Raw genomic sequence first — 24,163 nt, 5'->3', positions numbered from 1 at the left:
TCAAGTTCGGGGCGACATCGCCCCGTTGTTGAAAAGGATGATACATGAATCTGAGCTAACGTACTAGCGTATTAGTACATGCGGCGGTTAAGCCCCATGATGTCGAGAATTTTGGTGGCAATCTCTTCTACCGAATAGTTAGTGCTGTTCAGCCACGGGATCTGGTTTTTGCGGTAGAGCGCCTCCACTTCGGAAACCTCCATGCGGCACTGGCGCATCGAGGCGTAGCGGCTGTTCTCGCGGCGCTCTTCGCGGATCGCCGCAAGACGTTCCGGGTTGATCGTCAGGCCGAACAGCTTGTGCTGCAGCGGCTTGAGCGCAGCGGGCAGCACCAGGTTATCCATATCGTCGGCAATAAAGGGGTAGTTGGCGGCGCGGATGCCAAACTGCATCGCCAGATAGAGGCTGGTCGGGGTTTTGCCGCAGCGCGACACGCCAAGCAAAATCACCTGCGCCTGGTCGAGATTGCGCAGCGAAATCCCGTCGTCGTGCGCCAGGGTGTAGTCGATGGCGGCGATACGCGCGTCGTACTTGGTCAGGTTGCCGGGGTTCAGCCCGTGGGTGCGGTGCGCGATAGGCGTCGGGTCAAGCTTCAGCTCGCTCTGGAGCGGAGCCACCAGCGCCTGCACGATATCCTGGCAGAAGCCTTCACTTTGCAGAATGATGTGGCGAATCTCAGGAATAACGATGGAGTAGAACACCAGCGGGCGCACGCCGGTCTGCTGGAAGATGGCGTCAATCTGGTCCTTCACCGCTTTGGCGCGGCTCTCATTTTCCACAAACGGCAGCGTGATGCTGTTAATCGAAACGGGGAATTGCGACATCACCGCATGGCCCAGCACCTCGGCGGTGATCGCCGTACCATCAGAAATATAAAAAACGTGACGATCGACAGCATTATCCATTTTACCCACCCTGAATATCATACGTAATTGTCTGAAAGCATAAATTAAAAAAGTTAATTGCACAGCAAAGAAGTTATCTGAATTTAAAATGAAATGATGTTTTTGGTTTTCCTGAAAAGCGGATTTCATTTTTCAAATAGCGACTTTATTTTTGGGGTTTCTGACTGAATATAGATGAATCATCTGGTTATTGGCTGGTGGGAAACTATCCGAAAAGTTGAAAATTTAAATTGCTTACACGATTCACCGTTTTTTTAGCGCAAATAAATATGCCAGTATAAATACGTAGTCAGGTGTTACTTACTCCGATCAAATATCACAAAAGGATTGTTTCGATGTCCAACAATGGCTCGTCACCGCTGGTGCTTTGGTATAACCAACTCGGCATGAATGATGTAGACAGAGTTGGGGGCAAAAATGCCTCCCTGGGTGAAATGATTACAAATCTGTCCGGTATGGGTGTTTCCGTACCAAACGGGTTTGCCACGACCGCCGATGCGTTTAACCTGTTTTTAGACCAGAGCGGTGTAAACCAGCGCATTTACGACCTGCTGGATAAAACGGATATTGATGACGTCACCGAGCTTGCGAAAGCCGGGGCGCAGATCCGCCAGTGGATCATCGACACACCTTTCCAGCCGGAACTGGAAAAAGCCATTCACGACGCGTACAACCAGCTCTCCGCTGACGATGCGCAGGCCTCCTTTGCCGTGCGTTCCTCTGCAACCGCAGAAGATATGCCAGACGCCTCGTTTGCCGGGCAGCAGGAAACCTTCCTGAACGTCCAGGGTTACGATGCGGTGCTGGTTGCGGTGAAGCACGTGTTTGCTTCCCTGTTTAACGACCGCGCCATCTCCTATCGCGTACACCAGGGCTACGACCATCGCGGCGTGGCGCTCTCCGCGGGCGTGCAGCGCATGGTGCGCTCCGACGTGGGCTCCTCCGGGGTGATGTTCTCCATTGATACAGAATCCGGCTTCGACCAGGTGGTGTTTATCACCTCCGCATGGGGCCTGGGTGAGATGGTGGTGCAGGGCGCGGTGAACCCTGACGAATTCTATGTTCACAAGCCTACGCTGGCCGCGGGCCGTCCGGCGGTGGTGCGCCGCACCATGGGCTCGAAAAAAATCCGCATGATCTATGCCCCGACCCAGGAGCATGGCAAGCAGGTTAAGATTGAAGATGTGCCGCAGGAGCAGCGCGACCGCTTCTCCCTGACCGATGCCGAAGTGCAGGAGCTGGCGAAGCAGGCGGTGCAGATTGAAAAACACTATGGCCGTCCGATGGATATCGAATGGGCGAAAGACGGGAACACCGGCAAGCTGTTTATCGTTCAGGCGCGCCCGGAAACCGTTCGCTCTCGCGGCCAGGTGATGGAGCGTTATACGCTGCACGCGCAGGGTAAAATCGTGGCGGAAGGCCGTGCCATCGGTCACCGCATCGGTGCTGGTCCGGTCAAGGTGATCCACGACATCAGCGAGATGAACCGCATTGAGCCCGGCGACGTGCTGGTGACCGACATGACCGACCCGGACTGGGAACCGATCATGAAAAAAGCCTCGGCCATCGTCACCAACCGCGGCGGCCGTACCTGCCACGCGGCGATCATTGCCCGCGAGCTGGGTATTCCTGCGGTTGTCGGCTGCGGTGACGCCACCGAACGCATGAAGGATGGACAGAACGTGACCGTCTCATGTGCCGAAGGCGATACCGGCTACGTGTATGCCGATATCCTTGACTTCAGCGTGAAGAGCTCCAGCGTCGATACCATGCCGGACCTGCCGCTGAAGATCATGATGAACGTCGGCAACCCGGACCGTGCGTTTGACTTCGCCTGCCTGCCGAACGAAGGCGTTGGCCTGGCGCGTCTGGAATTCATCATTAACCGCATGATCGGCGTTCACCCGCGCGCGCTGCTGGAGTTTGACGACCAGGACGCGAAACTGCAGAACGAAATCCGCGAGATGATGAAAGGCTACGACTCGCCGAAAGAGTTCTACGTCGGCCGTCTGACCGAAGGGATCGCCACGCTGGGCGCGGCGTTCTACCCGAAACGCGTAATCGTGCGTCTGTCTGACTTTAAGTCTAACGAATACGCCAACCTGGTGGGCGGCGAGCGCTACGAGCCGGAAGAAGAGAACCCGATGCTGGGCTTCCGCGGCGCCGGACGCTACGTGTCCGACAGCTTCCGCGACTGCTTCGCGCTGGAGTGCGAGGCGGTGAAACGCGTGCGCAACGACATGGGGCTAACCAACGTCGAAATCATGATCCCGTTCGTGCGTACCGTGGATCAGGCGAAAGCGGTGGTGGACGAACTGGCACGTCAGGGTCTGAAGCGCGGCGAGAACGGGTTGAAGATCATCATGATGTGCGAGATCCCGTCCAACGCCCTGCTGGCCGAGCAGTTCCTGGAGCACTTCGACGGCTTCTCCATTGGTTCGAACGACATGACGCAGCTGACGCTGGGCCTGGACCGCGACTCCGGCGTGGTTTCCGAGCTGTTCGACGAACGTAACGAGGCGGTGAAAGCGCTGCTCTCCATGTCCATCCGCGCGGCGAAGAAGCAAGGTAAATACGTCGGGATTTGCGGTCAGGGTCCATCCGACCATGAAGACTTTGCCGCCTGGCTGATGGAAGAGGGGATCGATAGCCTGTCCCTGAATCCGGACACCGTAGTGCAAACCTGGCTGAGCCTGGCGGAACTGAACAAGTAACACCATTCTGATCGGAAAAAGGCGAGGATATTATTCCTCGCCTTTTTTATTTCACCGCTAATTTGCTCCCCATCACAAATAAACTAAAAAACCAAATATCATAATTTGTCTGTTAATTAAGACAATTGTTAGTGCGCAACGCGTTGCTAATACTTGAGCCTTACTGCGCATTTCCTTTCAGAAGATGCGCAACTGGTTGAAATACGTTTTAACCTGATAAAAAGGCAAATAACAATGACACTCTCCTCTGTATTGCGTACCAAAGATAAAATAGGTTATGGCTTAGGCGATATGGCCAGCGCGCTGGTCTGGCAAACGGCAACGTTATTTCTCGCTTATTTCTATACGGACGTTTTTGGTTTGCCTGCCGCGATCATGGGTACCATGTTTTTAGTGGTGCGCGTGGTGGATGCGTTTGTCGACCCGTGCATTGGCGCGCTGGTTGACCGCACCCGGACGCGTCATGGCCGTTTCCGCCCATGGCTGCTGTGGTTTGCTATTCCCTTTGGCGTAAGCTGCCTTATTACCTTCTACGTCCCGGACGTCGGGCCGACGGCGAAAATCGTTTATGCCTGCGTGACCTACGCGATCTTAAGTCTGATTTACTCCGCCATTAACGTGCCTTATTGCGCCATGCCGGGCGCGCTGACGCTGGATCCGCGCGAGCGTCACTCCCTGCAGTCGTGGCGTTTTGGCCTGTCGTTTATCGGCGGGTTAATTGTGACGGTCATTGCCCTGCCGCTGGTTTCATTGTTGGGCCAGGGCAACGTGCAGAAAGGCTATTTCTACGCCATGAGCCTGATGGGGCTGCTGGGGATTGTGCTGTTTTTCTGCTGTTTCCTGATGACCCGCGAGCGTTATTCCCCGCGCAATGATACCTCCGGCTCCATGCTTACCGATTTAAAACTGCTGGCCGGGAACAGCCAGTGGCGTATTGTTTTTGTGTTTAATATTTTGCTGTTAACGGCGGTGGTAACGCGCGGCTCCGCCACCATGTATTACGTCAACTATGTGCTGTTACGCCCGGAACTGGTTTTTGCCTTTATTGTTTCCGGGATGGTGGCCTCGTTAAGCGGCGCATTATTATCCGAACGCCTGCTGGGGAAATTTGACCGCGTACGCGCCTATCAGTGGACGATTATTTCCTTCGTCATTTTCGGCGCGCTGATTTTCTTCCTGCCGCCTTCGCAGGTGTGGCTGATCTTTGGCCTTAACATCGTCTTTAGCTTTATTCAGAACCTCACCACGCCGCTGCAGTGGACCATGTTCTCCGATGTGGTCGACTACGAAGAGCATCGCAGCGGCCGCCGCCTGGACGGGCTGGTCTTCTCCACCGCGCTGTTTGCCATCAAGTTTGGCCTGGCGCTGGGCGGAGCGGTGGTCGGCTGGGTGCTCGGCATGGTGGATTACGCGCCCGGCCAGGCCACTCAGGCGCCACACGTGCTCTCCACCATCAACGCGCTGTTCACCCTTATTCCGTGCGCGCTGTTCCTCTGCATGGTGGCGCTGCTTTCCATCTATAAGCTCAACAGCCGGCTGGTGGATTCCATCGCCCGGGAGCTGGCCAGCAAGCGTGAGGTAAGACCCGACGCAGGGCAGCTTAGCCCGGCAACCCCTTCCGCACTACAGGAGTAAAACATGACGGCTATCTATAAGGATGCGGGACGTCCCGTACACGAGCGCGTCGCCGATTTACTGGCGCGCATGACCCCGGAAGAGAAGTTCGCCCAGATGCACGCCTACTGGCTGATCCTCGATGAAAACGGCAACCACCGCGAGCGCAGCGATTTGAGCGACGAATTCTCCGGCGTGAGCGAGCACGCCGCGCTCAGCGAGCGGCTGAAGCTGGGCGTCGGGCAGATCACCCGTCCGCTCGGCACCCACATCGTTGACGCGAAAACCGGGGTGCGCGCCGCTAACCGCCTGCAGCGCATGATGATGGAAGAGACGCGTCTTGGCATCCCGGCGTTGTTCCACGAGGAGTGCCTGGTGGGGCTGCTGTGCAAAGACGCCACCCTGTTCCCATCGTCGCTGAACTACGGCTCGACCTGGGACCCGGCGCTGGTGCAGCGCGCGGCGGAGCAGATTGGCAAAGAGGCGCGCTCCGTTGGCTGCCAGCAGGGGCTTGCGCCGGTGCTGGACGTGTCCCGCGACGTGCGCTGGGGGCGAACCGAAGAGACCTTCGGGGAAGATCCCTGGCTGGTTGGAGTGATGGCAACCGCCTACGTGAAAGGGTTGCAGGGCGATAAGCGCGATCTGCTGGCGACGCTCAAGCATTACGTGGGCCACTCGTTCAGCGAAGGGGCGCGCAACCACGCCCCGGTTCATCTTGGCTTCAGCGAGCTGAACGATACCTTCCTGCTGCCGTTTGAAATGGCGGTCAAGCTGGCAAACGCCGGTTCGGTCATGCCCGCCTACCACGACATCGATAACCAGCCGGGGCACAGCGACAGCTTCCTGCTGACCACCGTCCTGCGCGAACGGTGGGGCTTCGACGGGATTGTTGTCGCGGACTACGGCGGCGTCAGCCTGCTGCACCAGCACCACGGCATTTCCCACGACGCAGCGGAGTCCGCCGCGCTGGCCTTTAACGCCGGGCTGGACGTTGAGCTGCCGAAGGATGACTGCGCACGCCATCTGGCGGAAGCGGTAGAGCGGGGGCTGATCTCTATGGCGAAAGTCGATGAGATCGTGGCGCGCACGCTGACCGAAAAATTCCGTCTTGGCCTGTTTGAAAAACCGTACGCGGATGAAAACGCTATCGATCTGCAAAATGAGACTACCCGGCAGGTGGCGCGGGAGGTGGCAACTAAATCGGTCACGCTACTGGAAAACAACGGCATTCTGCCGCTGAATGGCAAACCTCGCGTGGCGGTGATCGGGCCGACGGCAGACGATCCGCTGGCGTTACTCAGCGGGTACAGCTTCCCGGTTCATCTGATTATCAGCGACATGGTGGAAGAGACCTCGCAGGTGACGACCCCGCGCGCGGCGCTGGCGCAGTACCTTGGCGCATCGAACGTCCGTTATGCCAAAGGGTGCCACATTATCGAAAAACGGATGGCGGGCGCGCCGGTCTTCCCCGGCGACAGCGGCGGCAAGCCAATGCAGCAGTCTCCGGTGTCGCAAAGTACCGCACTTATCCCCGAGGCGGTCAGCGCCGCGCAGGAGAGTGACATGGTGGTGGCCTGCGTGGGCGATCTCGCCGGGCTGTTCCAGAGCGGCACGGTAGGGGAAGGCTCCGATACCGATTCCCTGAATCTACCCGGCGTGCAGCAACGGCTGCTGGAGGCGCTGGTCGCCACCGGCAAACCGGTGATCGTCGTGATGACCGGCGGGCGTCCGTACAACCTGCAGGGGCTGGAGGATAAGGTCGCCGCGCTGATGATGGCCTGGGCACCGGGGCAGGAAGGGGGCTGGGCGATTGCGGATGTGTTAACCGGACGCGCGGAGCCACAGGGTCGGCTGGTGGTCAGCGTGCCGAAAAGCGCCGGGGCGATGCCGTACTACTATAACCACAAGCTGAAAAGCGGTGGCACGCCGTTCGCGTTCCATTTTGGTTCACGTTATCCGTTCGGCTTTGGCCTGGGATGGACGTCGTTTAGCTGGGGAGAGGCGCGCCTGGCTGAAAGCCGCGTGCCGGTTGACGGCAATGTCGTGCTCAGTATTGACGTGACTAACACCGGCGAACGCAGCGGCAGCGAAGTGGTGCAGGTTTACGTCAGGGATAAGGTTGCCACGCAGGTGCGGCCGCTTCAGGAGCTGAAGGCCTTCCAGCGCGTCACGCTCTCGCCGGGCGAAACCGCCACGCTCACCTTCACGCTGCCGGTTGATATGTTCAACTTCACCCGTCGTGACGGCCAGCGTGTCGTTGAGCCGGGCGAGTTTGAAATTCAAATTGGCGCATCGTCAGCGGATATTCGCGAGGCGGTGACGGTCACTGTGACAGGGGAAACGCGGGTGTTGTCCGGTGAGTGGCAGATGCTCAGCCGTTGTGACGTGAAGCGCGCGTAGTCAGGATAAAAAAAAGCCCATCGTGGGAGATGGGCAAAGACTACACACAGCAATTCGTTGTTTCACTCAGGGGATTTCCATGCTTATAAATCAAGGTGTTGATTTATAACCGTGAGCTAATAGTAGGCATTGTAATTTTTAGCGTCGATCAGATTCGTCTCAATAGTTAAAGAGACGTAAAGATTTCTTGAGGATAATAGCGGACTTACTGCTGAAATGATGGGTCTGACCAGTGAACAACGAATAAATACTTTAGCACTGTTTAAGTATCGTGCGAAACAGTGAAGGCCGGGTAAGCGTTAGCGCCACCCGGCAAAAAAGTCTTAATGCGTGTTTTTCTCTTCGAGCTCTTCCAGTTCGCTCAGAATCGCGTCCGGGTCGGTTTCTGGTGGCGGCACTTCATGCACCCAGGCGGAGAACAGACGCCAGGTGACGGCGAGCAGGACAGGGCCAATAAACAGGCCGATCATCCCGAAGGCAATCAGTCCGCCGATGACCCCTGAGAGGATCAGGATCAGCGGCAGATCCGCCCCCATGCGGATGAGGATGGGGCGAATCACGTTATCCATCGTACCGACTACACAGCTCCAGACCAGCAGAACCGTGCCCCACGTGGTATCACCCGTCCAGTAAAGCCAGATAATGCTCGGAACCAGCACCAGCAAGGGCCCCAGTTGCGCAAGGCAGGTCATCAGCATGACTACGGTAAATACGGTGGCGTACGGTACGCCGGAAATCGCCAGGCCGATACCGCCCAGCACTGCCTGTACCAGCGCCGTCACCACAACGCCCAGCGCCACCGCACGCACGGCCTGCGCGGCCAGCAGCACCGCAGCGTCACCGCGTTTTCCCGCCAGGCGGGTGGCAAAGTGACGAACCCCTAAAGCAACCTGCTCACCGCGCCAGTAGAGCAGGGCGCTGAAGACCAGCATCAGGCCGCAGTGCATCATAAAGCGGCCAATATGCGCGGCTTGACCGACAAACCAGGTGGTGGTAGTGCCGATATAAGGCCGTACTTTCGCCATCAGCGCGCTGCCGCCCATCTCCAGCAGGCTATGCCAGCCGCTGTAAAGTTTAGCGCCCACGACAGGAATGCTGTTCAGCCAGGCGAGGTCCGGCAGCGTCAGGTCGCCGCTGGTCACCGCACGGATCACCGGGCCGCTGGAGTCGACAAGGCTGTTCACCAGCAGGGCAATCGGGATAATAAACAGCAGGAACAGCAGCAGGGTCATCACCAGCACGGCTAGCCCGCGGCGGCCAAACAGCAGTTTCTGCAAGCGCAGCAGCAGAGGCCACGTGGCGACGACAACGGTCGCAGCCCAGGCGAAGCCGAGAATAAAGGGTTGAACAATCCACAGACACGCAATAATCATGAGGGCCAGGAACAGCACCGACAGCAGAATTTGCGCAACATCCCTGGGCTGGCGAAGATTGACCATAAATGAAACTTTCCTTTAAAGAACGCCAGTACGACTGGCGGGAATGGAAAACCGCGTCTCTCTAATCATTAGTGATGTCAGCGGTTTTTGACAGGCGAATTCTGCCTGTAATTCAGCAGAGATTATAAGAAAAAAATGTGATAAAACTTTTAAGATACACGCAAACGATTTCATACAACTCTAATTAGGGTCGACAGTCATGATCCCACAGATTTCTCAGGCACCTGGCGTCGTTCAGCTGGTGCTTAATTTTTTGCAGGCACTGGAGCAACAGGGTTTTACAGGTGATACCGCCACGAACTATGCCGACAGGCTAACGATGGCAACCGATAACAGTATCTACCAGCTTCTTCCCGATGCGGTCGTTTTCCCTCGTTCAACGGCCGACGTGGCGCTCATCGCCCGGCTGGCAACGCAGGAGCGGTTCGCCTCGCTGGTCTTTACGCCGCGCGGCGGTGGCACCGGGACCAACGGTCAGGCGCTGAACCAGGGCATCATCATTGATATGTCGCGCTATATGAATCGCATCATTGAGATCAACCCTGAAGAGGGGTGGGTGCGGGTCGAAGCGGGCGTCATCAAAGATCAGCTTAATCAGTACCTCAAGCCTTACGGCTACTTTTTTGCCCCTGAACTCTCCACCAGCAACCGTGCAACCATCGGGGGGATGATCAACACCGATGCCTCCGGGCAGGGGTCGCTGGTCTACGGCAAAACCTCCGATCACGTCCTTGGCGTGCGTGCAGTTCTGCTGGGCGGTGATATCCTTGATACGCAGCCGATGCCGGTTGAACTGGCGGAAACGCTGGGTAAAGACAATACCGCCAGCGGGCGCATCTACCGCACCGTGCTGGAACGCTGCCGCGATAACCGCCAGCTGATCCTCGACAAATTCCCGAAACTGAACCGCTTCTTAACGGGCTACGATCTGCGCCACGTCTTTAATGACGACCTGACCCAGTTTGATTTAACCCGCGTGCTGACCGGCTCCGAAGGGACGCTGGCGTTTATTACCGAGGCGCGGCTGGATATCACCCGCCTGCCGAAGGTGCGTCGCCTGGTGAACGTCAAATACGACTCCTTCGACTCTGCGCTGCGCAATGCCCCGTTTATGGTTGACGCGCAGGCGCTGTCGGTGGAAACCGTCGACTCTAAAGTGCTCAACCTGGCGCGGGAAGATATCGTCTGGCACTCCGTAAGCGATCTGATTACCGACGTGCCGGATAAAGAGATGCTCGGCCTCAACATCGTGGAGTTTGCCGGTGATGACGCCGAACTGATTGAGCGCCAGGTGACGACGCTTTGCCAGCGTCTGGATGAGCGGATTGCGCAGGGCGAAGGGGGCGTGATTGGCTGGCAGCTGTGTAACGATCTGGCCGGTATCGAACGTATTTACGCGATGCGTAAAAAAGCGGTGGGCCTGCTCGGCAATGCGAAAGGGGCGGCGAAGCCGATTCCGTTTGCCGAAGATACCTGCGTGCCGCCTGAGCATCTGGCGGATTATATCGTGGAGTTTCGCGCCCTGCTGGACAGCCACGGCCTGAGCTATGGCATGTTCGGCCACGTCGACGCCGGTGTGCTGCACGTGCGTCCGGCGCTGGACATGTGCGACCCGCAGCAGGAGATCCTGATGAAGCAGATCTCCGACGACGTGGTGGCCTTAACCGCCAAATATGGCGGTCTGCTGTGGGGGGAGCACGGGAAAGGGTTCCGCGCGGAATACAGCCCGGCGTTCTTCGGCGAACAGCTTTATGCAGAGCTGCGCAAGGTGAAAGCGGCATTCGACCCGGATAACCGCCTCAATCCGGGAAAAATTTGCCCGCCTGAAGGCGTGGATGCCCCGATGCTTCAGGTTGATGCCGTCAAGCGCGGCACGTATGACAGACAGATCCCGATTGCGGTGCGCGCCTCCTGGCGCGGCGCGATGGAGTGTAACGGCAACGGCCTGTGCTTTAACTTCGACGCGAAAAGCCCGATGTGCCCGTCGATGAAGATCACCAGCAACCGCATACACTCGCCGAAAGGGCGCGCGACGCTGGTACGCGAGTGGCTGCGCCTGCTTGCCGACCGTGGCGTCGATCCGCTCAAGCTGGAGCAGGCGTTGCCGGAAAAACGGGCCAGCCTGCGTTCGCTGATTGAACGCTCCCGCAACAGCTGGCATGCCAGCAAGGGCGAGTATGATTTTTCCCACGAGGTGAAAGAGGCGATGTCCGGCTGCCTGGCCTGCAAAGCCTGCTCCACCCAGTGCCCGATTAAAATTGACGTGCCGGAGTTCCGTTCGCGCTTCCTGCAGCTTTACCACACCCGCTATCTGCGCCCGGTGCGCGACCATCTGGTGGCGACGGTAGAAAGCTATGCGCCGCTGATGGCGCGCGCGCCGAAGACGTTCAACTTCTTTATCAATCAGCCGCTGGTGCGCAAGCTTTCCGAAAAGCATATCGGTATGGTCGATCTGCCGCTGCTGTCGGTGCCGTCGCTGCAGCGACAGCTCGTCGGCCACCGCTCGGCGAACATGACCCTCGAACAGCTTGAGGCACTGACCCCTGAGCAAAAAGCGAATGTGGTGCTGGTGGTTCAGGATCCGTTTACCAGCTACTACGATGCCCAGGTGGTCGCTGACTTCATCCGCCTGGCTGAAAAACTGGGGTATCAGCCCGTGGTGCTGCCGTTCTCGCCAAACGGCAAGGCGCAGCACATTAAGGGCTTCCTGAACCGCTTTGCGAAAACGGCGCAAAAAACCGCTGATTTTCTCAACCGGGTCGCCGGGCTTGGGCTGCCGATGGTCGGCGTCGATCCGGCGCTGGTGCTCTGCTATCGCGATGAATACAAGCAGACGCTGGGTGAAAAGCGCGGCGATTTCCACGTCATGCTGGTTCACGAGTGGCTGCCTGCGGCGCTTGAAGAGAAAGCCATTCAGGAGGTTAGCGGTGAGTCGTGGTATCTGTTCGGCCACTGCACCGAAGTGACGGCGCTGCCCGGCGCGCCGGCACAGTGGGCGTCTATTTTTGCGCGTTTCGGTGCGAAGCTGGAGAGCGTCAGCGTGGGCTGCTGCGGTATGGCGGGCACCTACGGCCACGAAGTGAAAAACCACGCCAACTCGCTCGGCATCTATGAGCTCTCGTGGCATCAGGCGATGCAGCGTTTGCCGCGCAACCGCTGTCTGGCGACGGGCTACTCCTGCCGCAGCCAGGTGAAACGGGTAGAGGGTAACGGCGTACGCCACCCATTACAGGCTTTACTGGAGATAATCGGATGATCTGGAAACGTGCCGTCACGCTGCAGGCGCTGAATGCCATGGGCGAGGGAAATATGGTGGGGCTGCTGGATATCCAGTTCACCCGTATCGGGGAAGACGATCTGGAGGCGACGATGCCTGTCGATAGCCGCACCCACCAGCCGTTTGGCCTCTTGCACGGCGGGGCATCCGTCGTGCTGGCTGAAACCCTTGGCTCCGTTGCGGGATATCTCTGCACCGAAGGCGAGCAGAAGGTTGTCGGGCTTGAGGTGAACGCTAACCACATTCGCTCGGTGCGCAGCGGGCGCGTTCGCGGTGTCTGCCGCGCGCTGCACGCCGGTAGCCGCCACCAGGTATGGCAGATCGATATACTCGACGAGCAGGATCGCCTGTGTTGCTCGTCGCGTCTGACGACGGCGGTCGTGTAAAGTTTTCAGATGAATTGCCCTTGGTCAAAAACTAGCCAGTGTGTTGTGATATACTGGTCAGGATTTGTACATAAGCGAGGACATCATGGATACTGAAATAACCCCAACACAGCTGGCAATTGAATATTTACGTCGCGATAAGAGCAACCTGTCTCCGGCGCAGTACCTGAAAAAGCTGAAACAGCTTGAGCTGGAGTTCACGGATCTGCTGGCGCTCTCTTCAAATGAGTTACGAGAAGAGATTTACTTTGCCTGGCGGTTGGGCGTTCACGTCCATTAAGTGAGTGTTGTTGAGAAGGCCGCCTGAGCGGCCTTTTTTGTGCCCGCAATTCAGTAACGGGCGGGAAGTTTGTTGATTTTGATGAGCCGCCCGTCTTCTATTTCGATAAACCCACCGGTTTTTAAATCCGCCAGAATACGCATTACACCGCTGCGGGAGAGCTGGGTTTTCTCCCTGATATACCTTTCCGCCGTCACGCTTTCGCGATAGCTTTCATCTTCATCCATCAGTTTTATCAACTGCTGGCGAATCATCTCGTACGCCGTCGGTGCGCCCTGCGGCATGACGTTGTTATACAGACGGTTGTATACAAACATAAGCTGTTTTGAGAGCAGCCCCCACAGCGCTTTTTCTTTAATAATCTCATTCACGCGTTCGGTGGTGAGCGTGCCTATCAGGCACGGGGTAACGGTCTTGAGATAATCATTGAAATAGATATCAGTGAGGTTCGCGAGGCCGAAGAGGGCGGGGCTGCGGGCCGTGGAGAGCATCATATCGTCGCTTCTTCTGTAGATGGCGATCGTCCCCTCAAGAATTAAATAGCACATTCCCTGACCGTTGATTTGAAGGTCAAGCCGCTCGCCGCGAGCGGTTCTTCGTGTTGTACATTCAGGCAGTAAATAAGAAATAAGCTCTTGTGCGTAGGGCGAGCCACGGTGAGACGTTTCTGGACGGGACATGGTAGCCGGTAACCTTAAAAATAACCTGGCTAATTATAGCGTCTCTCGCGGGCACAGGCACGGGGCCGCTTAATATTTTCGTGGCAGATGGTGGATTTCAAGCAGCACGCCGCGCTCCATGGTGATGTACTTCCCGTTCCGCAGTTCCGCCAGGATTCGCATAATTCCGCTGCGCGAAAGATACGTCCGGCTTTTGATGTAGGCCGCCGCCGTTGTATTTTGCCGTATGGCGTCCGGCTCCTGCATCAGTTCAACAAGCTGGAAGCGGATGATATCGTAAGCGGACATTTGCGATATTTGTGCGCAATGCTCGTACACACGCGAGGCGGTATAAATAAGCAGCTTTGAGAAGTGCTCCCATAAATCATGCTTCGACACAATTTGGTTGAAACTCTCCAGCGACACGCGCGCGATCTCGGCAGTCTCCAGCGCCCTGACATACAGGTGCTCAGAGGAAAACTGGCTGCTGACGCCCAGAATAAACGGCGCAGATTCAGAATTTAACACAATACCGTCGCCGCGACGGTGAAGCGCCACGCTGCCCTGGATTAACAAAAAACACTGCCGAACATCATCTTTATAATAATGTACCGTCTCCCCCCGACCGATGATCATTCTGCTGGCGGCTGGCAGCACATGTTTAATCAGGGCGTCGATATCGGCGAACGGCTTTAAATCCAGAACTGAGGATTGATAATTATTCAGTGGGGTGGTTAAACGTGTATTCATAAGATACCTCACATCGACTTCTTGTGTGATCAATTTTTGATCGGCAAAGAGAATTATCTTAAAAATGAAGAACTCAGGGAATATTCTGGTGAGGTCTAAAAGTAGACCGGGCACCCTTCGAAAACTAACTATTTGAATAGAAAGAAAAAGCGTGCAAGGTCTAATAATAGACTTCTGCAATACCAGATAAGAATTTCCTGACGCAAATGTTGAATTTTCGTTAAATCAGAGTCTACAGCTAGACCATCTAAAAGTTGTATTCATTAAAATGATTATATAAATTTTGACCAGTCAGTCAGGAAGACCTTAAGCCATTCAGCGAAAAATAAAAGAACCCTTAGCGATTCTTTTATCGGTCTTCTGCTGCTTGAATTTCAATAATAAATAAAGTTATCCCGTAAACAGGAAAATGAACATTATGAAAAAGAGTATTATTTTAGCGATGGTTGCGACGGGTTCAGCCTTAATGATGGGCAATGCTCTCGCCGCCGCAGGAACCGTTAATTTTAATGGTAACATCCTGGATTCAGCCTGTGACGTGGCGGTAGCCTCTCAAAACCAGGTGGTCGTATTAGGTGATTATTATAAAACAGAATTCCCGACGACGGGTTCCAGAACGGCGGCAACGAAATTCGATATTATTCTGAAGAACTGCCCGGTTACGGTCACCAGTGCTAAAGTTCGTTTTGACGGTACGCCCGATCTGACTAATGCCGATCTGCTGGCGATTGATACCTCTGTCGCCGGTGCGGCAACGGGTGTCGCCATTAATTTGATGACCGCTGATAAAGCCGATCTGCCATTGCACGGCAGCAACGGCTACAACTATGTACTGAGCAGCACCGCTGACAATACGCTGAATTTCTACGCACAGTATATTTCAACGGCGGCATCGGTAACGGCCGGTCCTGCAAACTCCGTCGCTAACTTCTCCGTTGTTTACAACTAGTCATTAAGCAGAACAAGAGTCAGCTCCGCGAGGCGCTGCGCGGGGGCATAAACTGCCCCCTTGTTTTAAGAGGTCCAAAATGAATTTTATTAGCAAAACCCTGCTGAGCGCGGCGGTTATTACTGCATCTGTTTCGCACGCTTATGCCGGGGTTATTATTGGTGGCACTCGCGTAATTTTTGATGGCGGGAAGAAAGAGGCGTCCATCAGTGTAAATAATGCGGATACCGCCCCTTATTTAATCCAGTCCTGGGTCGACATGCCAGAGGGTAATGCTAATAAAGCACCTTTTATCGTCACGCCACCTTTGTACAGACTGAACGGCGGCCAGCAAAATATTGAACGTATTTTACTCTCGGGCTCACTGCCGCAGGATAAAGAAAGCCTCTTCTGGTTAAATATTAAAGCGATACCTTCAGCGAGCAAACAGGCAAACTCGTTGCAAATTGCCGTTAAAACACGCATCAAGCTTATTTATCGCCCGACAAGCCTGAAGGCGTCAACGCCGGAAGAGCAGGCGAATAAATTAACCTGGTCTCGTAGTGGAAATAACCTTCAGGTCACCAACCCTACACCGTATGTGATCAACTTTAATGAAATAAGCGTCGGCGGTAAAAAGCTGGAGGATGTTTCCTGGGTTGCGCCTGGTGCAGTGGCAGCATTTCGCTTACCCCCAGGCGTCAATGGCAATCAGATCGTATTCAAAGTGATTAACGACTATGGCAGCCCGGGAATAATACATCAGGCCAGCTTTTAGTTCCTGAAAAAAGCGGCATCCTCAATATCGAGTCAGGTTTATGATGATGGCAACGAAAAATATAAAAATGCAGCCCGCGCGTCTGGCAATGTGTATTGCCTTCGCGCTGGCGAATGCAATACCCGTGGTTAACGCCCGTGATTCCTTTAACGCCGATCTGGTGGAGCTGGATAATCCGGGAATGGGTAAAGCCGATTTATCTGCGTTTGAATCAGGTTCGCAGGCACCAGGGAAATACCATGTTGACATCATCCTTGACGACCAGCTTATTGAGACCAGCGATATTGATTTTGTTGCCGGGAAAGACGGGCAGGAAAACGATAGCCTGCAGCCCTGTCTGAGCATGGATCAGCTAAAAAAATGGGGCGTCAAAACGGCGCTGTTTCCTAACCTGGCGGTTGAAAGCACATCCTGCGTCAACCTGCAGGCAATTCCTCATGCCACTGCGGATTTTCAGTTTGGCGCACAGCGGCTTGTTATCAGCATTCCTCAGGCCGCGATCGACCTGCCTGCCAGAGGGTATGTCCCGCCAGAACAGTGGGATGAGGGGATCACCGCCGCGATGCTTAATTACAGCCTGAGCGGAGCCAACAGCTGGGCGAAACAGAGTGAGAGTAAAAACAGCAGCAGCCAGTATGCCAACTTACGTCCAGGCCTCAACGTTGGGCCATGGCGACTGCGCAATTACACCACCTGGTCGCGTGATGAGAACGGGCACGATAAATGGGATACCGTCTACACCTATGCTCAGCGGGCCATTATTCCGTTCAGGGCCGAACTCACCCTGGGTGACAGCTCCGCACCCGCCGACGTGTTCGACAGTATGCCGTTTCGCGGCGGACAGCTGGCTTCAGATGACGACATGCTCCCGGATTCGCTCAAAGGCTATGCGCCCGTCGTGCGTGGGATTGCGCGCACCAATGCTCAGGTCATTGTTCGCCAGAATGGCTATCAGATTTACCAGACCTATGTCGCGCCAGGCGCCTTTGAAATTACCGATATGTATCCCACCGGTGGCGCGGGCGATCTGGATGTCACCATTAAGGAAGCGGACGGCAGCGAGCAGCATTTCACGCTGCCTTATGCCTCATTACCGGTTTTGCAGCGCGAAGGACGCCTGAAGTATGCGGTGACCGGAGGGCAGTATCGTTCTTACAGCAGCAGCGTGGATAAGACCCCGTTTGGCCAAATCACGGGGATTTATGGTCTGCCGTATGGCCTCACGCTGTATGGCGGGCTGCAGGAGTCGAGCAAATATCAGTCGATCGCCACCGGGATCGGGAAAAATATGGGCGATTTCGGCGCGATTTCTGCGGATATGACCCAGGCCTGGTCAACCCCGCAGGGGGGAGAAAAATCCAACGGGCAGTCCTGGCGTGCGCGATACAGCAAGAACTTTGCCGGGACAGGGACCCAATTTTCGATTGCGGGCTACCGCTATTCGACCAGCGGTTACTACGGCATGCAGGAGGTCCTCGATTCCTGGGGCGACAGCTCTGCGCTCCAGGACCGTCGTCGTAACCGTGCCGAACTCACGATGAGCCAGACGTTGGGCAGCAATCTTGGCTCGCTGACGCTAAGCGCGGCCCGTGAAGATTACTGGAATTCGGGCAAAACGATGGCGTCATACAGCCTGGGTTACAACAACTACTGGCACAACATCAGCTACGGACTCACCTGGACTTACAGTAAAAACGGCAGCGCGGGTTCATATGACGGCAATAAACGCTACGACAAAGATCAGCTGCTGGCCTTTAACGTCAGCATTCCGCTTGAAAAATTCCTGCCGCAGACCTGGGCTAACTATAGCGTGAGCGCCAGCAAGAATAACGGCACCACGCAGAATATTGGTCTGAACGGCGTGGCGCTGGAAAACCATGCACTGAACTGGAACGTTCAGCAAGGGTACGGGTCGGACGGCGTGGGCTACACGGGCAACATGAACGGGGATTACAGGGGCACGTACGGCGAAGTGACGGCGGGCTACAGCTACGACAAAAACAGCGAGCGTCTTAACTATGGTCTGCAGGGGGGCATTCTTGCTCACAGGGAAGGGATCACGCTGTCTCAGCCCCTGGGGGAGACTAACGTTCTGATTAGCGCGCCGGGCGCGCACGATGTGGATATCCGTAATCAGCCGGGAGTAAAAACAGATTTCCGGGGATACACGGTGGTCAGTAACCTTTCTGTGTACCGTAAAAATGACATCACGCTTGCCCCGGAAAGTATGCCGGATGACGTTGAGCTGGATATTAATACCCGCACGGTAACACCGACGCGCGGTGCAATCGTCCTGGCCGACTATCAGGCGAAAGTGGGACGGCGGGCATTAATTACGTTAATGCATAACGGCCATTTTGTTCCCTTTGGCGCAATCGCGAGCCTGAAAGGAAGCGACAACAGCAGCTTTATTGTTGGCGACAGAGGTCAGGTATACGTCACCGGCCTGGATACACAGGGGACAGTATTCGTCACGTGGGGAGCGGAAAGCGATCGGCAGTGCCGCGCGCCGTTCCGTCTTTCACCGCAATCTCCGGCAGGCGGAATTACAGAAATTAACGTCAATTGTCTTTAGGGTTTTTAAAAATGCGCATACTTAACATCCTGTTCCTGCTGTGTATCACCGCGGCCTGGAATAGTGCTCATGCAGGAACCTGCACAACGATTACGCCACAGGAATCCACGTTATCCATTGGCACAATTACGGTGCAGCGTGATGTCGCGGTGGGCACGGTATTATTTTCAAAAAATGCGTCGGTCACCGGATCTTATTTAAGCAGCTGTACCAATCCGTTAATGCTCGGATTTAGCATGCGTTATCTAAATGCAACGCTGAGTACTTACGGTAATCACGTTTATAACACCAATGTAAGCGGTATTGGCGTGCGCTTTTCATCAGGTAATTATTTTGAAAACCCGACCTATATTTTTTCTTATAACGCGCAGACAAATTATGTCGAATGGTGGGGCGGCAAAATAGAACTTGTCGTTACCGGCCCCGTTGCTTCTGGCTCGCTGACGCCCGGTGTACTGGGTGTCGTTATGCTGCAGGGGAGCGATGGTGTTTATCATGATGGCCTGACGGCTACGCTGCTGGACGGAACCATCAACGTGCTGGCCTGCACCATTACGACACCGCAGTTGACGTTTCCCATCGGTGATATTTCTGCCGCAGCTTTTGGCTCAACGGTCGGCATCACGCCGACGGGTGCACAGAATACGCAAAACCTGGGTCTGAACTGCGATCCGGGGGCAAACGTCAACGTTTCGCTCAGCGGTATTCAGAACCCGGACGTGGCAACAACGAGCGTGCTCGCGCTGACGGGGCAGGGTAATACCGGCACGGCAAAAGGGGTTGGCGTGCAGTTACTCTATAACGGTACGCCTCTCACGTTAAATACCCGTCTGCCGCTAAATGCCGCTGCGGGTGGGCAGCAGGCATTTCCGTTAACGGCGCGTTATTACCAGACCCAAACGACGGTCGAACCCGGTACCGCCAATGCGTCTGCAACCTTAAATTTGACGTATCAGTAATGGATAAAACGATGAATATTCTGCGCACGGCCGCGCTCGCCGCCACATTAATCAGCAGCAATATCTTTGCGGCGGACAGCGTTAATGTCAGCGTCACCGGAAATATTGTTGCTTCTCCCTGTATCTTTAACGGGGGAAATGACAATCTCGATATTAACCTCGGTAATATTCAGGCATCCAACATGGCCACGCCGGGGTCATCGTCCGACCCGGTACCATTTAACCTGCTGTTTACCCAGTGTCCGGCAGGGACGCGTAGCGTGACGGTCTCCTTTACCGGAAACCCCGATCCGGTCGCCGGGGCGGATTATTACATGAACAGCGGTTCGGCCACGAACGTCGCGATTGCGATGAGTGAGGCCGCAACAGGGGTAATGAAGGGGACCGGAACAAGTATTACGCAAGCTATTTCTGCAGACAGAACCGCAACGATGGCCATGCTGGCATCGGTCAGATCTTCCACGGGCGGCGCAACGCCGGGGAGCATCAGTGCCGTCGTCGTCATGACGATGCAGTACAACTAATCAGTATGTTGGTTGATATTTCTTAATGATTGACAGATGTCGGTAACGTTAATGTTGAATATTCTGATAAAAGAGACAGATTCATTTTTTCGAGATGGCTTGCAGCGTTTTCTGGGGGAGTTCTTCTTTCATAATTTCAGACATCAGCTTCATTTTGAGGTTGAACTTACGCCGGAAAATGTCAGTGCCGCGGATATCATTTTTCTCTCTTTATGCCAGGGGGAAACGTTGACCTGTTATCCCGAGCTACAGGCACGGAAAAAAGGGATTGTGATCGGCCTGGTTGATGATGAGCAGCGTTTCTCGGCATTTCCCTCCTGTTTTCAGGATATGATTTTTATCTCTCGCCGGGCCTCGCTCGATCGGATAAGTGAGGCGCTCTTTATCGCATGGTATCGCACGCAATTACCGGGCTACCGCTGGAAGAATAAAAGCTGCTACGAATGTCAGCACAAAATATTATCGCCGCAGCAGATTCGCGTTATGGTCAATTTTTACCGCGGCTTATCGGTAGGGCAGATTGCGAATAAGCTTAACACCAGTGATAAAACCATTTTTACTCATAAATATCTGCTGATGCAGAAATTCGACCTGCGCAGCGATTTTGAACTAATGGCCCTGATTCACCGGATGGTAGAAAAGAATGCCCATCCGAACCGGCTGCGCGATTATCTGGTCAATAATTACGGCTAAATTGCGCCCTCGATTCTGTGAATTGCAAAAAGTATGTGCTGTCCCCGCATGCAGAGATTGCCTCGTATCTGGACGTCGCTGGCCTGAACGACGCGTCTGAGCTGGACGCAAAATTCGACGGGATTAATCAGCAGTGGCAAAAATTGTGCGAGTCGTCCTGCCTGTCAGAAAAGACCATGCACAATCAGACTAGTGACGTGCGCATGGACTTTGCGATTGAAAAAATCAATGGTGGTGATGATTTACCCTGTCTGCTGCTGACTGGATAAACGCATAAAAGCCAGAGGCTCACCGGGTGAGCCTCTTTTCCTCAGACATTCACGGCATTAATCAATCGCGTTTTCATCGTCTGATAAGACGACGCCGCGAAATCCTCCGCCCAGCGCTGGTCCTCAATCGCTTCCAGCTGCACCGCGCAATACTTCGTTTCCGGCGTTTTGGAGGTGGGGTCGAGATTATCCTGCGTCAGCTCATTGCAGGCGCCAATCCACCACTGGTAGGTCATATAGACCGCGCCGGCATTGATGCGCTCGCTGATGCTGGCGCGGGAGATAACCTTACCCCGGCGCGAACGCACCCAGACCAGCTTACCGTCGGTAATGCCCAGCTTATCCGCATCGACAGGATTCATCTGCACCCGGCCAGGCTCATCGGCCAGGCTTTGTAGCGCGGCGCAATTCCCGGTCATCGAGCGGCATGAATAATGCCCCACCTCGCGCACCGTGCAGAGCACCAGAGGATAATCCTCATCAGGGATTTCTGCCGGCGCACGCCACGGCGCGGCAAAGAGTTGCCCCTTGCCGGTTGGCGTGTCGAACTGATTGTTCTTGTACAGGTACGGCGTGCCGGGATGATCGAGCGTCGGGCACGGCCACTGAACATGCCCCATTTCGCCCATTTTTTCGTACGTCACGCCGTAGAAGAGCGGGCAAAGCTCGCGCATCTCGTCCCAGATCTGCTGGTTATCGTCATACTGCATCGGGTAGCCCATCTCGGTGGCGAGCAGGCTGACGATCTCCCAGTCGCGCTTAACGTTGCCGCTGGCCTCAATGGCTTTACCAAAACGCTGGAACCCACGATCGGCGCAGGTAAAAACGCCGCCGTGTTCGCCCCAGGAGGTGGCGGGGAGCAGAACGTCCGCCACTTCAGCCGTTTTGGTCATAAAGATGTCCTGAACCACCACGAAGTCGAGGGCGTCAAACCCGCTGCGGACCAGGCCAAGATCGGCCTCCGTCTGGAGCGGATCTTCCCCCATGATGTAGTAGGCCTTGATCTTGCCCTCCAGCGCAAGGTGAGGCACCTCGGTAATGCGCGTCCCGACGCGATTGTCCATCTTAGTCACGTCAATCCCCCAGGCGTCGGCGAACTTCTGTCTGACCGCCGGGTCCGTGACGTCCTGATAGCCGGGGAACATATTGGGCAGAACGCCCATATCGCAGGCGCCCTGAACATTGTTTTGCCCGCGCACCGGCCCGACGCCGACGGCAGGGCGGCCAAGGTTACCCGTCAGCAGCGCCAGGCTTGAAAGTCCCTTGACCACATCGACAGCCTGGCCAAACTGCGTGACGCCCATTCCCCACATCACGGTAGCGGAAGGGGCCGCCGCAAAGGTGCGCATCGCCTGACGAACGTCGCGGGCGGGAATGCCGGTGAGGTGTTCTACGCGTTCTGGGGCATACTCTTTCACCGTCTGGCGATAGGCCTCAAGTCCTTCGGTAAACCGTGCGACGTAGTTCTTGTCGTACAGCTCCTCTTCCAGCAGCACATAGCCAAAGGCGTTTACCAGCGCCATGTTGCTACCGTTTTTCAGCTGCAGATGCTGATCGGCAATGCGCGCCGTTTCTATGCGGCGCGGGTCGCAGACGATAATTTTCGCGCCGTTTTCACGGGCCTTAAGCACGCGCCGGGCGACGATAGGGTGGGAATCCGCGCAGTTATAGCCAAAGACCAGCAGGCATTTAGAGTGTTCAATATCGTTGATGGAATTGCTCATTGCGCCGTTGCCGATGGTCTCCTGTAACCCGGCCACGGAAGGGCCGTGACAGACGCGCGCGCAGCAATCGACGTTGTTGGTATTCAGCACCGCGCGGGCAAATTTTTGCATCACGTAGTTGGTTTCATTCCCGGTTCCGCGCGATGACCCGGTGGTCATGATCGCGCGCGGGCCGAACTGCGCTTTAATGCTGCTGAGCTTTTGGGCGGTGTAGCGGATAGCCTCTTCCCAGGTTACAGGGGTAAAGGGCTCTCCCTTGCGGTAGCGGATCATCGGTTGGGTCAGGCGAGGAGTGAGCAGGCGGGTATCGTTAAGAAAGTCCCAGCCGTAAAAACCTTTCAGACACAGGGTGCCCTGGTTTGTGACGCCCTCCGCCGCTTCGGCCCGGAGGATACGGTTATTCTCAACGACAAGGTTTAATTTGCAGCCTGCACCACAGTATGGGCAGACGCTGGCGATTTTTTTCATCAATAACAGACCTGTTAAGAAATGAAGCAAAATGACTGGTAAGCCCAGTCCCGTAACAGGGAGTAAGCAGAAACCGTGCCATTTTTAACGCGCTTTATTTACAGGGTGTTATAGGAAGAGAGGGTGTCATCGTCATACCCATCGTCAGTTTTGACGATGACACATTACCCGTTGCTGAAGGGGGGGGAGATTAAAGATCGTCCATGGTGTAACCGACGACGATTTCCAGCGTTTTGCGGATCACATCCGCCTGTACCACGTCGTGGGTCGCTTCCAGGGTCTGAATCAACCACAGGATGATGGCTTTATTGGACAGATGGCCTTCGGAAGCCAGAACACAGCGTACTGCAGTAGAAAAAACAACGGACTCTTCAGCAAAACGATCGCCTGCGTGGCGGAAATATTCCGACAGCGCGCTTTCTAAAAAAGCAGAATGGTATTCGGGTTGAAGCTGAATATTTTGTCTCATTTGTTCTCACCGTAGCTGTTGAATTGCAGTCAATGTATTTTTTTGGGATCGGACGGTTTTCCATTTCCAAATAACGGCACTACATTGTCTCTGTTGTCATTGAGAGATCCCTCTCTGTTCGTTCGTCCTTGCGCGGTTCTGCGACGTTTTAACGCGAAGCTGTTTGAGCCGATGTCGGCAATCGCCTTCGCCAGTGTCTCCCGCCGCCGGGGATCCTTTTCGCGTGCTTTCATATCCCGCAGACGCTGAACCAGAGCCTCCGTTGTGACGGGGCCATGCGCTTTCAAAAGAGAAAGTACAGCTTCGCCAATCAACTGATCGGTCAGTTTGTCCGCGTTACTACGATTCATAA

The 24,163-nt window shown here is 55.3% G+C and carries 20 protein-coding genes and 1 other RNA gene; 13 read left to right on the top strand and 8 right to left on the bottom strand.

Features of this window, described 5'->3' with window-relative positions; genetic code table 11:
* Positions 1-71: 71 nt before the first annotated feature.
* Positions 72-905: a posphoenolpyruvate synthetase regulatory kinase/phosphorylase PpsR gene (gene ppsR, locus D5066_RS00850; RefSeq protein ID WP_028012835.1), complete on the bottom strand. Its 834-nt coding sequence runs from the start codon at positions 903-905 to the stop codon at positions 72-74.
* 335 nt (positions 906-1,240) lie between these two features.
* On the opposite strand from ppsR, the gene ppsA reads away from it, so the two are divergent.
* The 3 genes from ppsA to D5066_RS00835 all read left to right on the top strand — a co-directional run bounded on the left by ppsA (position 1,241) and on the right by D5066_RS00835 (position 7,633).
* Positions 1,241-3,619 (top strand): phosphoenolpyruvate synthase, encoded by a 2,379-nt coding sequence (ppsA, locus tag D5066_RS00845; RefSeq protein WP_028012836.1) that lies wholly within the window; start codon positions 1,241-1,243, stop codon positions 3,617-3,619.
* 234 nt (positions 3,620-3,853) lie between these two features.
* The gene (locus tag D5066_RS00840; protein WP_119914771.1) at positions 3,854-5,254 is read left to right on the top strand and encodes an MFS transporter; all 1,401 of its coding nucleotides are present in this window, start codon (positions 3,854-3,856) and stop codon (positions 5,252-5,254) included.
* A gap of 3 nt (positions 5,255-5,257) precedes the next feature.
* The gene (locus tag D5066_RS00835; RefSeq protein ID WP_119914770.1) at positions 5,258-7,633 is read left to right on the top strand and encodes a glycoside hydrolase family 3 N-terminal domain-containing protein; all 2,376 of its coding nucleotides are present in this window, start codon (positions 5,258-5,260) and stop codon (positions 7,631-7,633) included.
* Between the two features lie 5 nt (positions 7,634-7,638).
* Here D5066_RS00835 and rprA read toward each other — a convergent pair.
* Both rprA and ydiK read right to left on the bottom strand, forming a co-directional pair.
* Positions 7,639-7,746: antisense sRNA RprA (gene rprA / locus D5066_RS00830), an RNA gene on the bottom strand.
* Positions 7,747-7,956: 210 nt separating this feature from the next.
* Positions 7,957-9,072, bottom strand: coding sequence for an AI-2E family transporter YdiK (gene ydiK, locus D5066_RS00825; protein WP_119914769.1), 1,116 nt, complete (start codon positions 9,070-9,072; stop codon positions 7,957-7,959).
* Between the two features lie 199 nt (positions 9,073-9,271).
* Here ydiK and ydiJ point away from each other — a divergent pair, with 199 nt between their 5' ends.
* From ydiJ to D5066_RS00810, 3 genes are all read left to right on the top strand, one after another.
* Positions 9,272-12,328 carry a D-2-hydroxyglutarate dehydrogenase YdiJ gene (gene ydiJ / locus D5066_RS00820; RefSeq protein WP_119914768.1) on the top strand — a complete coding sequence of 1,019 codons (3,057 nt, stop codon included), beginning with the start codon at positions 9,272-9,274 and terminating at the stop codon, positions 12,326-12,328.
* A complete protein-coding gene (menI, locus tag D5066_RS00815) occupies positions 12,325-12,735 on the top strand; it encodes a 1,4-dihydroxy-2-naphthoyl-CoA hydrolase (protein WP_119914767.1) in 411 nt (136 codons plus the stop codon). Before ydiJ ends, menI begins: the two co-directional genes overlap by 4 nt.
* An 85-nt stretch (positions 12,736-12,820) precedes the next feature.
* Positions 12,821-13,015: a YdiH family protein gene (locus D5066_RS00810; RefSeq protein ID WP_080327369.1), complete on the top strand. Its 195-nt coding sequence runs from the start codon at positions 12,821-12,823 to the stop codon at positions 13,013-13,015.
* Positions 13,016-13,065: 50 nt separating this feature from the next.
* Here D5066_RS00810 and D5066_RS00805 read toward each other — a convergent pair whose 3' ends face one another.
* Together D5066_RS00805 and D5066_RS00800 are read right to left on the bottom strand one after the other, a co-directional pair.
* The gene (locus D5066_RS00805; protein ID WP_119914766.1) at positions 13,066-13,695 is read right to left on the bottom strand and encodes a helix-turn-helix domain-containing protein; all 630 of its coding nucleotides are present in this window, start codon (positions 13,693-13,695) and stop codon (positions 13,066-13,068) included.
* A 69-nt stretch (positions 13,696-13,764) separates the two neighbouring features.
* The gene (locus D5066_RS00800) at positions 13,765-14,424 is read right to left on the bottom strand and encodes a helix-turn-helix domain-containing protein (RefSeq protein ID WP_119914765.1); all 660 of its coding nucleotides are present in this window, start codon (positions 14,422-14,424) and stop codon (positions 13,765-13,767) included.
* A gap of 418 nt (positions 14,425-14,842) precedes the next feature.
* Here D5066_RS00800 and D5066_RS00795 point away from each other — a divergent pair, with 418 nt between their 5' ends.
* The 7 genes from D5066_RS00795 (at position 14,843) to D5066_RS00765 (ending at position 21,150) form a co-directional block, all read left to right on the top strand.
* Complete coding sequence (locus tag D5066_RS00795) at positions 14,843-15,373, top strand: fimbrial protein (protein WP_045630225.1); 531 nt, start codon at positions 14,843-14,845, stop codon at positions 15,371-15,373.
* A 79-nt stretch (positions 15,374-15,452) separates the two neighbouring features.
* The gene (locus D5066_RS00790; RefSeq protein WP_080327366.1) at positions 15,453-16,130 is read left to right on the top strand and encodes a fimbrial biogenesis chaperone; all 678 of its coding nucleotides are present in this window, start codon (positions 15,453-15,455) and stop codon (positions 16,128-16,130) included.
* A 46-nt stretch (positions 16,131-16,176) separates the two neighbouring features.
* Positions 16,177-18,705 (top strand): fimbria/pilus outer membrane usher protein, encoded by a 2,529-nt coding sequence (locus D5066_RS00785; protein ID WP_119914764.1) that lies wholly within the window; start codon positions 16,177-16,179, stop codon positions 18,703-18,705.
* A gap of 11 nt (positions 18,706-18,716) precedes the next feature.
* Entirely contained in the window at positions 18,717-19,664 is a 948-nt protein-coding gene (locus tag D5066_RS00780; RefSeq protein WP_119914763.1) for a fimbrial protein, read from the top strand.
* A gap of 11 nt (positions 19,665-19,675) precedes the next feature.
* A complete protein-coding gene (locus D5066_RS00775) occupies positions 19,676-20,188 on the top strand; it encodes a fimbrial protein (RefSeq protein WP_119915026.1) in 513 nt (170 codons plus the stop codon).
* Positions 20,189-20,239: 51 nt separating this feature from the next.
* Positions 20,240-20,881: a LuxR C-terminal-related transcriptional regulator gene (locus D5066_RS00770; protein ID WP_119915025.1), complete on the top strand. Its 642-nt coding sequence runs from the start codon at positions 20,240-20,242 to the stop codon at positions 20,879-20,881.
* Positions 20,882-20,916: 35 nt separating this feature from the next.
* The gene (locus D5066_RS00765; RefSeq protein ID WP_208861673.1) at positions 20,917-21,150 is read left to right on the top strand and encodes a hypothetical protein; all 234 of its coding nucleotides are present in this window, start codon (positions 20,917-20,919) and stop codon (positions 21,148-21,150) included.
* A gap of 41 nt (positions 21,151-21,191) precedes the next feature.
* Here D5066_RS00765 and fdhF read toward each other — a convergent pair whose 3' ends face one another.
* From fdhF to D5066_RS00750, 3 genes are all read right to left on the bottom strand, one after another.
* Positions 21,192-23,342, bottom strand: coding sequence for a formate dehydrogenase subunit alpha (fdhF, locus tag D5066_RS00760; RefSeq protein WP_119914762.1), 2,151 nt, complete (start codon positions 23,340-23,342; stop codon positions 21,192-21,194).
* Between the two features lie 190 nt (positions 23,343-23,532).
* Positions 23,533-23,811, bottom strand: a complete 279-nt coding sequence (locus tag D5066_RS00755) for a biofilm development regulator YmgB/AriR family protein (RefSeq protein WP_119914761.1) — start codon at positions 23,809-23,811, stop codon at positions 23,533-23,535.
* Between the two features lie 29 nt (positions 23,812-23,840).
* Positions 23,841-24,161 (bottom strand): hypothetical protein, encoded by a 321-nt coding sequence (locus D5066_RS00750; protein ID WP_119914760.1) that lies wholly within the window; start codon positions 24,159-24,161, stop codon positions 23,841-23,843.
* Between the last annotated feature and the right edge of the window lie 2 nt (positions 24,162-24,163).

This window comes from Enterobacter chuandaensis (assembly GCF_003594915.1).
Lineage (GTDB): Bacteria > Pseudomonadota > Gammaproteobacteria > Enterobacterales > Enterobacteriaceae > Enterobacter > Enterobacter chuandaensis.
The sequence above is the reverse complement of the archived record's forward strand: the minus strand, read 5'-3'. Positions and strand labels throughout refer to the sequence as shown.